The sequence below is a fragment of the Hyunsoonleella pacifica genome (genome assembly GCF_004310335.1).
Taxonomy (GTDB): domain Bacteria; phylum Bacteroidota; class Bacteroidia; order Flavobacteriales; family Flavobacteriaceae; genus Jejuia; species Jejuia pacifica.
On sequence record NZ_SIRS01000004.1, the window covers coordinates 308,750 to 323,890 of the forward strand.

General features: G+C 34.0%; 14 protein-coding genes. 5 read left to right on the plus strand and 9 right to left on the minus strand.

The features are described from left to right. Positions 1–28: 28 nt before the first annotated feature. The 6 genes from mraY to mraZ all read right to left on the minus strand — a co-directional run bounded on the left by mraY (position 29) and on the right by mraZ (position 6,421). Positions 29–1,270 carry a phospho-N-acetylmuramoyl-pentapeptide-transferase gene (gene mraY, locus EYD46_RS10575; RefSeq protein WP_130937101.1) on the minus strand — a complete coding sequence of 414 codons (1,242 nt, stop codon included), beginning with the start codon at positions 1,268–1,270 and terminating at the stop codon, positions 29–31. Further along, positions 1,271–2,734: a UDP-N-acetylmuramoyl-L-alanyl-D-glutamate--2,6-diaminopimelate ligase gene (locus EYD46_RS10580; protein ID WP_130937102.1), complete on the minus strand. Its 1,464-nt coding sequence runs from the start codon at positions 2,732–2,734 to the stop codon at positions 1,271–1,273. Beyond that, on the minus strand, positions 2,731–4,689 hold the full coding sequence (locus EYD46_RS10585; RefSeq protein WP_130937387.1) for a penicillin-binding protein: 1,959 nt from the start codon (positions 4,687–4,689) through the stop codon (positions 2,731–2,733). The genes EYD46_RS10580 and EYD46_RS10585 overlap by 4 nt, the downstream gene beginning before the upstream one ends. Before the next feature lie 63 nt (positions 4,690–4,752). Continuing rightward, complete coding sequence (locus tag EYD46_RS10590; protein WP_130937104.1) at positions 4,753–5,070, minus strand: FtsL-like putative cell division protein; 318 nt, start codon at positions 5,068–5,070, stop codon at positions 4,753–4,755. Next, positions 5,071–5,973, minus strand: a complete 903-nt coding sequence (rsmH, locus tag EYD46_RS10595; RefSeq protein ID WP_130937106.1) for a 16S rRNA (cytosine(1402)-N(4))-methyltransferase RsmH — start codon at positions 5,971–5,973, stop codon at positions 5,071–5,073. Continuing rightward, positions 5,954–6,421 carry a division/cell wall cluster transcriptional repressor MraZ gene (gene mraZ, locus EYD46_RS10600; RefSeq protein ID WP_130937107.1) on the minus strand — a complete coding sequence of 156 codons (468 nt, stop codon included), beginning with the start codon at positions 6,419–6,421 and terminating at the stop codon, positions 5,954–5,956. The genes rsmH and mraZ overlap by 20 nt, the downstream gene beginning before the upstream one ends. A gap of 297 nt (positions 6,422–6,718) precedes the next feature. Between mraZ and EYD46_RS10605 the strand changes: the two genes are divergently transcribed. Together EYD46_RS10605 and yihA are read left to right on the plus strand one after the other, a co-directional pair. Beyond that, positions 6,719–7,483 (plus strand): alpha/beta fold hydrolase, encoded by a 765-nt coding sequence (locus tag EYD46_RS10605; protein WP_130937388.1) that lies wholly within the window; start codon positions 6,719–6,721, stop codon positions 7,481–7,483. Between the two features lie 26 nt (positions 7,484–7,509). Then, the gene (gene yihA, locus EYD46_RS10610) at positions 7,510–8,109 is read left to right on the plus strand and encodes a ribosome biogenesis GTP-binding protein YihA/YsxC (RefSeq protein ID WP_130937109.1); all 600 of its coding nucleotides are present in this window, start codon (positions 7,510–7,512) and stop codon (positions 8,107–8,109) included. A 150-nt stretch (positions 8,110–8,259) separates the two neighbouring features. On the opposite strand, the gene xylE is transcribed toward yihA, so the two are convergent. The 3 genes from xylE to EYD46_RS10625 form a co-directional block, all read right to left on the minus strand. Beyond that, a complete protein-coding gene (gene xylE, locus EYD46_RS10615) occupies positions 8,260–9,681 on the minus strand; it encodes a D-xylose transporter XylE (RefSeq protein WP_130937111.1) in 1,422 nt (473 codons plus the stop codon). 50 nt (positions 9,682–9,731) lie between these two features. Beyond that, a complete protein-coding gene (gene xylA / locus EYD46_RS10620; RefSeq protein WP_130937112.1) occupies positions 9,732–11,057 on the minus strand; it encodes a xylose isomerase in 1,326 nt (441 codons plus the stop codon). A gap of 146 nt (positions 11,058–11,203) precedes the next feature. Next, positions 11,204–12,685 (minus strand): xylulokinase, encoded by a 1,482-nt coding sequence (locus tag EYD46_RS10625; RefSeq protein ID WP_130937114.1) that lies wholly within the window; start codon positions 12,683–12,685, stop codon positions 11,204–11,206. 203 nt (positions 12,686–12,888) lie between these two features. On the opposite strand from EYD46_RS10625, the gene EYD46_RS10630 reads away from it, so the two are divergent. The 3 genes from EYD46_RS10630 to EYD46_RS10640 all read left to right on the plus strand — a co-directional run bounded on the left by EYD46_RS10630 (position 12,889) and on the right by EYD46_RS10640 (position 15,101). Continuing rightward, positions 12,889–13,224 (plus strand): arsenosugar biosynthesis-associated peroxidase-like protein, encoded by a 336-nt coding sequence (locus EYD46_RS10630; RefSeq protein ID WP_130937115.1) that lies wholly within the window; start codon positions 12,889–12,891, stop codon positions 13,222–13,224. Positions 13,225–13,389: 165 nt separating this feature from the next. Beyond that, the gene (arsS, locus tag EYD46_RS10635; RefSeq protein ID WP_130937389.1) at positions 13,390–14,445 is read left to right on the plus strand and encodes an arsenosugar biosynthesis radical SAM (seleno)protein ArsS; all 1,056 of its coding nucleotides are present in this window, start codon (positions 13,390–13,392) and stop codon (positions 14,443–14,445) included. 26 nt (positions 14,446–14,471) lie between these two features. Then, entirely contained in the window at positions 14,472–15,101 is a 630-nt protein-coding gene (locus tag EYD46_RS10640; protein ID WP_130937117.1) for a TIGR04282 family arsenosugar biosynthesis glycosyltransferase, read from the plus strand. The last annotated feature ends 40 nt before the right edge of the window (positions 15,102–15,141 follow it).

Below are 15,141 nucleotides of genomic sequence, written 5' to 3' on the forward strand. Positions count from 1 at the left end.
ATGAGATTCCTGCTCTCGCAAGAATTTGTTATCTAATTTTCAAGGTTACTATTGAAAGAATAGCTAGTAGAATACCCACAATCCAAAATCGCGTTACAATTTTACTTTCATGATACCCTAGTTTTTGATAATGATGATGTAATGGCGACATCTTAAAAATGCGTCGTCCTTCTCCATATTTTTTCTTTGTATATTTAAACCAGCTTACCTGCATTACCACAGACAAATTTTCTGCTAAAAAAATACCGCACATTAATGGTATCAACCATTCTTTTCTTACTGCAATTGCTATAACAGCTATAATCCCACCTATAGTTAAACTCCCGGTATCTCCCATAAATACTTGTGCGGGAAAGGTATTATACCATAAAAAACCTATTAAAGCACCCACAAATGCAGCTATATAAATTGTTATTTCTTCAACACTTGGGATATACATAATGTTTAAATAATCAGAAAAAACAATATTACCAGACACCCATGCAAAAATTCCTAAGGTTAACACTATAATGGCCGAGGTTCCTGCTGCTAAACCATCAATACCATCTGTAAGATTTGCGCCATTTGACACTGCAGTAATAATAAAGATGGCTACTAACACAAAAATTATCCAAGCATAATCTGCTAAATCCTCACTAATCCACGTTATGAGGTTTGCATAATCAAACTCATTATTTTTCACAAAAGGAATTGTGGTTTTAGTGGATTGGTGTTCTTCCCCAAATAGTTTACTTATTGGTAAATTGGGATTTTCTTGTAATAATATTTGTTGCTCTTCTATGGGTAGTTGCTCCTTAATTGTTACATCTGGATTAAGATATAATGTTAAACCGACGATAAGTCCTAAACCTATCTGACCCAAAACTTTAAAACGCCCTTTTAAACCTTCTTTATCATTTTTAAATTTTTTAATATAGTCATCAATAAACCCAATAACTCCCATCCAAAGCGTTGTGATGATAAGCAGAATGATATAAACATTCTCTAATTTTGCTAACAAGAACACAGGTATAAGTGTTGCTAGTATAATAATGATACCGCCCATAGTTGGTGTTCCTGCTTTTTCTGCTTGACCAGCCAATCCTAAATCCCTGATGGTTTCTCCCATTTGTTTCTTTTGAAGGAAACGAATAATACGTTTTCCGTAAATGGTTGAAATTAACAAAGAGAGAATCATTGCTAGAGCACCTCTAAAGGTTAAGAAACCAAAAAGTGAAGCACCAGGAAACTGGAATTCTTTCTCTAAATAATCAAATAGGTAGTACAGCATTTACTTTTGCAACTGTTTTAAAAATTCTTGAACCGTTTTATAATCATCAAAATCAAATCGTTCCCCATTTATTTCTTGATAGGTTTCATGACCTTTTCCTGCTATTAGAATGATATCTTTAGCCTCAGCCAATTGACAAGCTGTTTTAATAGCTTGCTTTCTATCTATTATTGACATTGTTTTTTTAAAATTCTGAGGTTCCACTCCTTTCTCCATATCCTCAATAATTACCTCTGGAGTTTCGCTTCTTGGATTATCACTTGTAAAAATCACTTTCGTGCTCAACTCTGATGCGATATGCGCCATTTTAGGACGCTTTTTTTTATCTCTATCTCCCCCACAACCTACAACCGTTATGAGCGATTCGTTTTTTGTACGAATACTATTAATTGTTTCTAATACATTCTTTAAGGCATCTGGTGTATGTGCATAATCTACAATTGCAGTTATTTTTTCATCAGATACTAGATATTGAAATCTTCCACTAACGCTTTGTAAATCGCTTATCAACCTTAAAACCTCAACTTTTTCAAGCCCCAGCAGCTCTGCTGTTGCATAAATTGCTAAAACATTGTAAGCATTAAAATTTCCTATTAAGCGGGTCCACACTTCACTTCCATCAATAGAAAGTAATAACCCACTAAACTCATTCTCTAAAATTTGAGACTTATAATCGGCATACCCTTTTAAAGCATAGGTATATTTTTTAGCTTCTGTATTTTGCAACATCACTAAACCATTCTTATCATCCGTATTTGATAAGGCGAATGCATGCTTATCTAACCCATCAAAAAATGCTTTTTTTACATCTCTATATTCTGCAAATGTGTTGTGATAATCTAAATGGTCATGAGAGAGGTTAGTAAACACCCCACCTTCAAACTTTAAACCTTCTGTTCTACCTTGATGAATACCATGAGAACTTACCTCCATAAAGCAAAATTCAACTCCTGCCTCATTCATCAACTTTAGATACTTATTAACAGTTAAAGAATCTGGTGTAGTATGAGTTGACTTGTACTCAGTATCATCTACCATAATTTTAACTGTAGATAATAACCCTACCTTGTATCCTGCATTTTTAAATAGCTGATACAGCAATGTGGTTACTGTAGTTTTCCCATTAGTTCCTGTTACACCAACCAGCTTCAAATTATCAGATGGGGAATCATAATAATTTGAAGCCATAATCGCCAGTGCTTTGTTTGATTTGTAAACTTCTACATAGGTAATACCATCAACCAAATTAGTAGGCAAAGCTTCGCATATAATAACTAATGCTCCTTGTTTTATTGCAACATCTATATAATTATGACCATCAACAAGAGTTCCTTTTACAGCAACAAACACATCTTTGTTTACTACTTTTCTGGAATCAAATTGAATTGCATTAATAGCTATATTGGTATTACCAACAACAGCATTAATATTCACTTTATATAATATGTCCTTTAGAATACTCACGATATTTCTAAAATTACTTTTTGATTCTTTTTTATTTTTTGCCCTTTAGCAACAGACTGCTTTCTTACTATTCCCGAACCTTTAAAACCCACTTTAAGCCCCATGTTTTCCAATAATGCAACAGCATCCATTGCAGGCAACCCCACCACATTTGGCATTATAGTTTTATAGGTTTGTGCTGTTTTAAAATATGCTTCAAACTGCTGTTCTACAGAAGCATGTTTTACCTCTAAAGACCCCACCTCTTCAATCACTGGTGTATCAGTAAATATTTTTTGAGCTATCGTTTTAAAAACTGGACCAGATACATCCGCACCATAATACCCTACCTTTTTATCTGGCTCATGAATAACCACAATACATGAGTATTTAGGATTATCAGCAGGAAAAAAACCCGCAAATGACGATATGTAATTCAGTTTTTCTTTATCTCTGTAGTCCTTTTGACAAGTGCCTGTTTTACCTGCCATGGAGAAGTTTTTAGAATATAATCTATGCCCTGTCCCATGCTTTTTCTCTACTACATTTTTTAATAGTTTTTGAAGCTTTTTTATAGTAGTTTCAGAACATATTTGCTTGTTAATTATTTCACGCTCAAAAGGCACTATGGTTTTATCAAATTCCTTAACTTCTTTTAAAAACCTAGGTTTTACCATAACACCATCATTTGCAACTGCATTATAGAATGTTAATGTTTGCAACGGTGTAAATGACACGCCATAACCAAAAGCCATCCATGGCAACGCTATACCACTCCAACGTTTGTTTTTTATTCTAGGATCAGGAATGATAGCCTTACCTTCTCCAATAATGGGTAAATTAAGTTTACCGTCTAAATTCATTTCATATAACCTATCTACAAACTTTTCAGGTCTTTCTTTATAGGCATTATATATAGCTTTTACTACTCCGGTATTGGAAGACACTTCAAAGGCTTCTGACAAAGAAATTTTACCATACCCTCCCCATTTTGAATCCCTTACTTTCTTCCCGTAATAAGTTAAAACACCTTTTTCTGTATCAACAACATCACTTGTATCTATCACTTTATCTTCCAAACCGGCAGCAAGCGCCATTAATTTAAATGTTGACCCTGGTTCATGAGATTCCCAAACTGCATAGTTCCTTCTTTCGTAATATTTCCCTTCTGGATTCCTACCTAAATTTACTATAGCCCTTACTTCTCCAGTTTCCACTTCCATAACTACAGCACACCCATGATCTGCTTTATACTTTTCAAGTTGATTCAACAGTGAATGATGTGCTATATCCTGAATATTCACATCTATAGTAGTATATACATCCAAACCATCCTGCGGTTCAATTTTATTGTAATCAATTATAGGTTTCCATTGGTTTTTACCAATTTGCTGTTTGGCGTGCTTTCCATCAGTTCCACGTAGATACTTTACACCAAAAGCTCCATCAATTCCTGGACGTGTTACATTTCCTTTCTCATCAATACGCTCATAACCAATGGTACGTTGTGCAATACCACCCATTGGGTGTTCTCGTTTTGTTCTTTGTTCTACAATTAACCCACCTTTAAACGGACTCTTATCCAATAAAGGATAGGTAAGCATGCGTATATATTCCGAATAGCCTAAATTTTTGGCTAACAAAAAATATCTATTTTTATTTATCCTTGCTTTACGCAATTGTTGTTGGTATTGGCTAGACGTTCTCTTTCCTGGGAACTTTGCCAAAGAATCACAAAGTCCTTTGAGATGTTTTTCAAAAATTGATACTTTTGGCGTTAATGCATCAATTCTTATATCATATTTAGGAATGGAAGTCGCTAGTAAATTTCCGTTAACTGAGTAAACATTACCGCGATTTGCGGGAACTGGAAAATCTTTTACAATACGTTCACTAGCTTTGGCGCGATACTCATCCCCTTGCACAAACTGAACATTTGCCAATTTTACCATAACAGCAATTCCAAAGAGGAACATACATCCTGCTATGAAATACAATCGGTTTAATATGTTCTTCTCGTTTACTGCCAAGATTTAACTTTAATTTTGTGATTTAACTTTTATCTTTTTGGGTGGAATTGCAGAGGGAGTCAACCCTTTTTCCTTCATTTTAGCCACAACAGAAGACTCCATCTTTAAACGCATTAATCTTGATCGTCCATCCACAAATGCAGATCGCATTTCTTTTACTTCGTTTTTCAATTTTGCTATCTCATGCACTTTCTTATCAGCACTGTGAGAGCTTGCAATCATTACAATAGCCAAAGCCGATATAAAGAGTATAATGCGCCAATTTTTAAACGAATCGTCACTTACCAAAAATGTCCCTTTTAATATGTTATAGATTTTGTTTTTCATCTATATCTTTTCGGCTATTCTAAGTTTTGCACTACGTGCTCTATTATTTAATTTTATTTCTTCTTGGGTTGGTACTATCAATCCATTTATCTTTTTTAACGGAACTTCAAAATTCCCAAACACATCACGCTCTGGTTCTCCTTCAAATAATCCGTTTCTAATAAAACGCTTTACCAATCGATCTTCCAAAGAGTGATAAGAAATAAAACTTAACCTACCTCCTATTTTTAAAACTTCAGGCATTTGCAACAAGAACTCTTTTAAAACCTCAATTTCCTGATTTACCTCTATTCTAATCGCTTGATATATTTGAGCTAAAATTTTATTTTCATGCCTTGGCGAAAGAAACTTTTTTAACACCTGCTTTAATTGCTGGCTAGTCAATATAGGTTCATTTTGTCTATGCTCCACAATCAATCTCGCCATTGCTGGAGCAGCCCTCAATTCTCCATATTGAAAAAACACCTGCCTTAATTGCTCCTCTTCATATTCATTAACAACATGATATGCTGATAATTCATTTTGCCGATTCATTCGCATATCTAACTTCGCTTCAAACCGCGTTGAAAACCCTCGCTCAGCAACATCAAATTGATGAGATGACACTCCAAAGTCTGCCAAAACACCATCTACCTTCTTAACACCATGAAATCTTAAAAAACGCTTTACGTACCTAAAATTTTCATTTATCAACACAAAGCGATCATCATCAATTGCATTATCTAAAGCATCCAAATCCTGATCAAAAGCAAACAGCCTTCCTCCATCTCCAAGCCTATGCAAAATCTCTTTACTATGACCACCCCCACCAAAGGTTACATCTACATAAACACCGTCTGGCTTTATATTTAAACCATCTACAGTTTCTTTTAATAAAACTGGATTATGATACATCGTCTCCATAATCTTGCCCCATTACTTCTTCAGCTAAATCAGCAAAATCCAAAGCTGCATCGTCAATAGATTGTTCATACAATTCTTTGTCCCATATCTCGATAATATTTATCGACGGAGAAATCACAATATCTTTAGAGATATCAGCAAAAACAGTTAAATCTTTAGGAATCAACAATCTGCCATTACTATCTACTTCCACAATTCTCGCTCCTGCACTAAACCTCCTGATAAAATCATTATTTTTCTTCTTAAACCTGTTCAGCTTATTCATTTTCTGCATTAACAATTGCCATTCTGCCATAGGATACAATTCCAAACATTTTTGGAATACCGAACGACGCAACACAAAACCATCTTCCAGAATAGGCATCAACTGCTTTTTCATACCTGAAGGTATCATCATACGCCCTTTAGCGTCGACCTTACAATTGTATGTTCCTATCAATGAATGCACTGTAACGATTTCAGTTTTTGGTGTTTAAGTTTCAAATATATCAAAATTTACCACCATTTACCACTTTATCCCACTTTTGTTAATAATTTTTCAATTCTTAATGTTTTTAATCTGATTCCCACAGTTAATTCAGCACTCTTACAACTTAATATCAAACACTTATAAAGGAGATAACCACTTATCAACTACTGTTAATAATCCTTAATTGCAACACTTAATTTGAAGAAAAAAATAACCCCTTGAAATATGAATGATTTAACTATATTTGTTTTTAACGAAATGGATGAACCAAGATTAATGGGGGAAAGCTTAAGAAAAGAAAAATGCTACAGTTATATAGAGGTTGGAGAAGGTATACCAATAATTGTGCTTCATGGCTTGATGGGAGGTTTAAGCAACTTTGATTCTGTTAAAAACTTTTTTAGTGTTAAGGGTTATAAAATCGTAATCCCTGAACTACCAATTTATAGCATGTCGCTCTTAAAAACCAACGTAAAGAGTTTTGCAAAATATCTTCATGATTTTATTGAATTTAAAGGCTTTAACGAAGTTATTTTATTAGGAAACTCTCTTGGAGGACACATTGGACTTTATCACACCAAACTATATCCAGAAAAGGTAAAAGCCCTTGTAATTACAGGAAGTTCAGGACTTTATGAAAGCGCAATGGGTAGTGGCTATACAAAGCGTAGTGATTATGAAGTCATCAAAAAGAAAGCTCAAGATGTATTTTATGATCCTGAAGTTGCTACAAAAGAAATTGTAGATGAAGTTTACGCAACTGTAAATGACCGCAACAAACTAATAAAAACACTTGCTATAGCTAAAAGTGCTATACGGCATAACATGGCAAAAGATTTACCTAAAATGCATACACCTACCTGTATAATTTGGGGAAAAAATGACAATGTTACACCTCCTGAAGTTGCAGAAGAATTCCATGAATTATTACCAGATTCTGATTTATTTTGGATTGATAAATGCGGCCATGCAGCCATGATGGAACATCCAGACAAATTCAATGAAATTCTGCATTCATGGCTGACTGATAAAAAACTATAAATCAGTAACACTCAAATTAAAATTTTATGCTGATTAAATCTGCTGAATTTGTAATCAGTAATTCTGATGTAAGTAAATGCCCAAAAAGCAGTTTACCTGAATATGCTTTTATAGGCAGAAGTAATGTTGGAAAGTCTTCTTTAATCAACATGCTTACTGGTAGAAAAAGTTTAGCAAAAACTTCTGGAAAACCTGGAAAAACACAATTAATCAACCATTTTTTAATTAATAAAAACTGGCACTTGGTAGATTTACCTGGTTACGGTTATGCTCGCGTTTCTAAAAGCTCTAAAAAGACCTTTCAAAAATTTATTACTCAGTATTTTGCTCATCGTGAACAATTAGTTACTGGTTTTGTATTGGTAGATATTCGCCATAAACCACAACCCATAGATTTAGATTTTATGCAATGGTTAGGGGAGCATAACATCCCTTTTTCTATTATTTTCACTAAGGCTGACAAACTAAAACCAAAAGCTATTGAAAGACATGTTAACGACTACAAATCCATAATGCTAGAGTTTTGGGAAGAGATGCCAAGTTATTTTATAACTTCAAGTTCTAAAAACATTGGAAAGAATGATGTTTTAACGTATATAGAACAACTTAATAATAATTTAGAATAATCGGTCTTCCCAATCATATAATAATTAATTATTAAATCATTCTAATGCAGAATTAAAAAGAATATTAAATTAATAACACAGAAAAAAAAACGGTATTCTAAATATCTAAAAGAATACCGCTTTTGTGCAAAATATTATTAGGTAAATAGATTACTTTTTCCAGATATTTTCCATTTTTTCCAGTGTTTTACCTTTAGTTTCTGGCACATATTTAAGAATAAACAAGGTTGCTAAAACACTCATAATTCCATATACCCAATATGCAAAACCATGATTAAACTGCTCGGTTAGATATGAATTATCATTCATCATTGGGAAAGTTAAAGATACTAAATAGTTAGAAATCCACTGAGCTGCAACAGCGATTGCCAAAGCTTTTCCTCTAATTTTATTAGGAAAAATTTCCGAAAGCAATACCCAAGTTACAGGCCCCCAACTCATTGCAAAACTTGCAACATATAACATCATAGCAAATAATGCAGCGTACCCAGACCCTTCGGCATAAAACACAAACCCTAAAGAGAACATAGCAACTGCCATTCCTATAGCTCCAATAATCATTAGCGGTTTTCTACCATATTTATCTACAGTTCTGATAGCTATAATAGTAAACAAGAAATTTACAATACCTACTATAATAGTCATCAATAAAGCACTATCTGTTCCTGAAGAAATAGTTTTAAAAATTTCAGGAGCATAGTACAATACTACATTTATACCAACGAATTGCTGAAATACTGATAATAGAATTCCTATAATGATAACCAACCACCCAAAAGACAACAAACTTCCAGAAGTAGTTTTTTCATTCATGGATGCTTCAATCTCACTTAATATTTCATTTGCTCGTTCTTTGCCATTAACTTTTTCTAGAACATCTAAAGCCTCTTCTGATTTGTTTTTCATCATTAAAGAACGAGGTGTATCAGGAACTAAAAACAATAACAAAAGAAATAATCCTGCTGGCACAATCTCTGATGCAAACATCCATCTCCATCCTATAGCATTTAGCCATTCATCAGAACCACCACTTCTAGAAATAAAATAGTTTACAAAATACACTACCATAAACCCTCCAACAATAGCTAACTGGTTAAAAGACACCAGTTTCCCTCTTTTATTTGCAGGAGCAATTTCAGCAATGTATAGCGGAGACAACATTGACGCCAATCCTACACCTATACCACCAATAATTCTATACACAATGAATACCGTAGAAAGCGTATGATCTCCTTCTCCAATAGATGTAATTAACATCTCTGGCATAGCAGAACCTAGCGCAGATATTAAAAATAAAATAGCAGCTAAAATCAAACCTTTTTTCCTACCTAATTTCTTACTAACTACACCTCCAAAAATTCCACCAATAACACAACCTATCAATGCACTAGAAACTATAAATCCTTTAAAAGCACTAGCAGCAGTTTCTGATAATTGTTTTGGAATTACAAAAAACTCATCTAAAGAACCAACGGTTCCTGAGATAACTCCTGTATCATATCCAAATAATAGCCCACCTAGTGTGGCAACTAAAGTTAATTTTAATAGATATTTTGAATGTGATGCTTCCATAAAGTAAATGTGTTAGTTGGTTTCAAATGTAAAGAATATTAATTTATAGCCTAAATATACTGGTTAATTATATTTTCAAACAGCTCTTGCTTACCACTTTTTAATGATAGTTCCCCATTTTCTTGTGCTATTTTGTATAGATCATTAAAATCTAGTGTTCCATTTTCAAAGGCCTTACCGTTTCCTGAGTCAAAAGACGCATAACGCTGCTCTCTTAACTTATCATAAGCTGAAGATGATATAATCTTATCAGCAGTAATTAAAGCTCTAGCAAAGGTATCTGCACCACCAATATGCGCTAAAAATACATCTTCTAAATCTGTTGAGTTTCTTCTAATTTTAGCGTCAAAATTAACACCTCCACCTTGTAAGCCTCCTGCTTTCAAGAATACCAACATCGCTTCTGTAGTTTCTTGAATATTGTTTGGGAACTGATCCGTATCCCAACCGTTTTGGTAATCACCACGGTTAGCATCAATACTTCCTAACATACCTGCAGCAGCAGAAACCTCTAATTCATGTTGAAACGTGTGTTGCGCTAAAGTAGCATGGTTTACCTCTATATTCATTTTAAAATCTTTATCCAAACCATATTTTTGAAGAAAACCTATAGCTGTAGCCGCATCAAAATCGTACTGATGTTTCATAGGCTCCATAGGCTTAGGCTCAATAAAGAAAGTTCCTTTAAACCCTTGAGATCTAGCATAATCTCTAGCCATTGTTAACAATTGTGCCATATGATCCAATTCTCTCCCCATATCTGTGTTTAGCAAAGACATGTAACCTTCTCTACCACCCCAGAACACATAATTTTCTCCATCTAATTTTATAGTAGCATCTAAGGCTAACTTTATCTGTGCTCCAGCTCTAGCAACTACATCAAACTCTGGGTTAGTAGCTGCACCATTCATATATCTTGGATTAGAAAAACAATTCGCTGTCCCCCAAAGTAATTTAATTCCAGAGGCATCTTTTTTAGTTTTCAAATAATCTGTAATATCCGCTAAACGTTTTTCAGATTCTGCTAGTGTTGCACCTTCAGCCACAAGATCATAATCGTGAAAACAGAAATAATCAAATCCCATTTTACTAATAAATTCAAAAGCTGCATCAGCCTTATCTTTCGCTGCTTGTATAGGATCGTTAGATTGATCCCATTCAAAATTTTGAGTACCAGGCCCAAATGGATCTGCTCCTTGCCCGCAGAATGTATGCCAATACGCTACAGCAAACTTAAAATGCTCACGCATTGTTTTTCCTGCTACTACCTGCTCTGGATTGTAGTATTTAAATGCTAAAGGATTATCAGATTCTTTTCCCTCGAATTTAATTTCGCCGATACCTTTAAAATATTCTTTTTCTCCTAAAATTGCCATTTTCTATTTATTTATAATGTTATCTATTCTATTTATCGTATTGTTTTTTCAACCAATGAAACATTTGTATTAGTATAGGCTTGAGGTAAATATAGTATGATTAAACCATTACCTATTAAATCACTCAAGAGAAACCTTACCTAATATTATTTATCTAAGATTATATCTAATTGCTTCTTCCAGTTATTATAAGCCTGTTCATAAGGTGCTTTATTCCCCAATGGCTTATAAGTCATTACATGATCATTTGCCGTAATATTATCGCCAAACTTTTTAAAATCTCCATCAGTCAAACCAGCTGCTCTTGCTGCTCCAACAGCACCGGTAGTATTGTAAATTTCTATATCGTAACCTATTAAAGTAGCTACAGTATTTGAGAATATCTCAGAACGAAACAAATTATCATTCCCGGCTCTAATTACTTTTATTTCAGCATTATCACGCTTCAAAATATCCATACCATAAACAAAGGAAAACGCAATACCTTCTAACGCTGCACGACATAAATGTCCTTCGCTATGCGTATTTAAATTTAAATTCAAAATATGTGTACCAACTATCTTATTATTAAACATACGCTCTGCACCGTTGCCAAAAGGAATAACGCAAACACCTTCCGACCCTATAGAAACAGCCTCAGCTTTTGCATTCATATTTTCATAAGAATTTGAAGCCAAGTTATCCTTTAACCACCTGTACTGAATTCCAGCACCATTTATACACAACAGCTTCCCTAAAGTTGGGTTAGTATTAGTGTAGTTTACATGTGCAAAGTGATTAATTCTAGATGGCTCTTCAGACTTCAAAATATCAGTTACAGCATATACTACTCCAGATGTTCCACCTGTTGCTGCCACCTCACCATGATTAAATACATTTAATGACAACGCATTGTTCGGCTGGTCTCCAGCCCTATATGTAATTGGTATACCTTCAGGCAAACCTGTAGCTTCAGCACCAGCAAAATTAACTTTGCATTGCAGAGTAAAATTCGCTACTATATCTGGCGTTAAATCTATATTTATATTGTAGTGTTTCAACAACCAATCTGCCACTGTATCTGCCTCATAATCCCAGAGCATACCTTCAGATAAACCATTTTTTGTGGTATTGATTTCTCCAGTTAATTTCATAGCAATAAAATCACCAGGCAACATGTATTTATGTATTCTATCATAAATATCAGGTTCGTTATCCCTTACCCACTTTAATTTAGAAGCTGTAAAATTCCCGGGAGAATTAAGTAACTTCTGCATACAAGTATCTTTACCTAAGTCTTCAAACGCAGTATTACCAATATCTACAGCACGACTATCACACCATATAATAGAGTTTCGTAAAGGGTTTCCTATTTTATCAACTACAACCAAACCATGCATTTGATACGAAATACCAATACCCGTAATTTTTGAAGCATCAATATTCCCTTCTTTTATAGCGCGTTTAGTAGCCACACACACATAATCCCACCACATATTTGGATCTTGCTCGGCCCAATGTTGTTGGGGTGCTACAATTTCCATTTCATTAGCTGGCTCATTAAGAGTAATTATATTTGCACCTGTTTCAGCATTAACAATAGCCACTTTTACCGAAGAACTCCCTAAATCATATCCAATATAATACACGCTTAAATTTTATTTATTTTGTAGAAATTTTAATTTGGAAAGTTAAAAAATAGTACACTGTTACTAGTGTAAAGCTCTAAAATATAATAATGGTTTCTACGAAAAATTTAAGTAAGCAAATTATCTCAAAATTTTGTTAAGTACTTACCTTTTTTAACGACATAGTATAGCAAGATGTTTATATTTACATTAAAAACCACATAATGCAAAAAACATATTACGACCCCGCAGACTTAAGAAAATTTGGGAAAATAACAGAATGGAGCGAAGATTTAGGGAATAAATTTTTCGAATATTATGGTAAAGTTTTTGAAGAAGGAGCCTTAACCGCACGAGAAAAATCCTTAATTGCTCTGGCTGTTGCTCACACAGAGCAATGCCCATACTGTATAGATGCTTATACCAAAGATGGGCTTCAGCGCGGAGTAACTAAAGAGGAAATGATGGAAGCGATACATGTAGGTGCTGCCATAAAAAGTGGCGCAACCTTAGTACATGGTGTACAAATGATGAATAAAGTAAATAAATTAGATGGGTAAAAACCTCTTGGGTATTATCCACAAGGGGGCGGATCTGCCTGCAAACAGGCTTTCTGTTAATAGTTTTGGGTTCTGGCAATGGCGGGACCAAAAGCAGCCACTTCAATTCCTAACGCAAAATAGAACAACAAAGATTAATAGCTTTTTAGAAAGAATATGACAAAGATAAAGACACAATCGCTACATAAACGAGAAAGTGCGTTAGCTAAAAGCAAAAAGCAATTAGAAATTCTATCTAATGGTATCTTTCAAAATGGAGAATTACCAACGTTTGCAAAAAAAATAGCAGAAACCAATCAATTTCCACTTAAAGCAAAAAAACTAGAAATCCTCCAAATCAACGTTGGTTACATGTGTAATCAAGTTTGCGAACATTGTCATGTAGACGCTGGCCCAGATCGAAAAGAAATAATGACTAGAGAAACTATGCAACAATGCTTAGAAGTCATTAAAAATACTGGCGCTCATACCTTAGACTTAACGGGAGGAGCCCCTGAGATGAACCCAAATTTCAGATGGTTTGTAGAAGAAGCCTCAAAAGCAGGAATAAAAGATTTCATTGTGCGTTCTAACCTTACAATTATTCGTGCCAACAAAAAATATTACGATTTACCAGAGTTCTTTAAAAAACACAATGTACATGTGGTAAGTTCTATGCCACACTGGACACGTGGAAAAACCGACAAACAACGTGGAGACGGTGTTTTTGACGCATCCATTGAAGCATTAAAAATGCTAAATGCAATTGGTTATGGTATGCCAGAAAGCAGTTTACGTCTAGATCTTGTTTATAATCCATCTGGAGCATTTTTACCTGGAGACCAAATGGCTATGGAAAAAGATTTCAAAAAAGCACTTATGGAAGATTTTAATATTCAATTTCATAATTTATTTGCTATTACTAATTTACCTATTTCAAGATTTTTAGATTACCTCATAGCTTCAGAAAATTACGAAGATTATATGTATCAATTAGTAGAAGCCTACAATCCCTCAGCAGTTGTAAATGTTATGTGTACAAATACCCTCTCAGTAAGTTGGGATGGTTATTTGTATGATTGCGATTTTAATCAAATGCTAGAGCTACCTGTAAATAGTAAAGTAAAACATATTTCAGATTATAATGAAGCGCTTCTAGAAGGCAGAAATATTGTAATTTCACAACATTGCTATGGTTGTACCGCAGGAGCAGGAAGTAGCTGTCAAGGTTCTGTAGCTTAAAAAGCCCTTTAATTTTCTACCAAAATATGTCGAAAGAACTCATAATAGTCTTTGTTAAAAACATAAAACTTGGCACTGTAAAAACCAGACTTGCCAAAACAATCGGTAATCATGCTGCATTTGAAGTTTACAAAGAATTAGTTGATATAACCGAAAAAGCAACTTCAGATATTGAAGTAAACAAACGTATTTATTTTTCAGATGTTATCATTGATAGTAAGTGGAAAAGCTTTGACAAGTTTGTCCAGGAAGGAGAAGATTTGGGTATTAGAATGAAAAATGCTTTTACCAAAGGCTTTGAAGATGGTTATGAACGGATCGTTTTAATAGGGTCTGATCTTCCAGATATAAATGCAACACATATTAAAAATGGCTTAAAGGCTCTAAATGATAGTGATGTTGTTTTTGGTCCTGCAGTTGATGGTGGCTATTATCTTATTGGGCTTTCAAAATTACATAATTGTGTTTTTGATGATAAACCTTGGAGTCAATCTAACTTATTAGAGGATACTATTAAAGAATTACAATCCAAAAGCATCAATTACGATATATTAGAGACTTTAAACGATATTGATACTTTTGAAGATTTAGTTGCTTCAGAGTTTTACAAAACTAATCTTGAATTACAAGAAAAAATAAAACAGTTAAATAACTAAATAAGGGAACTAAGTGATGACTCAGGTTCTTATTTTTTAG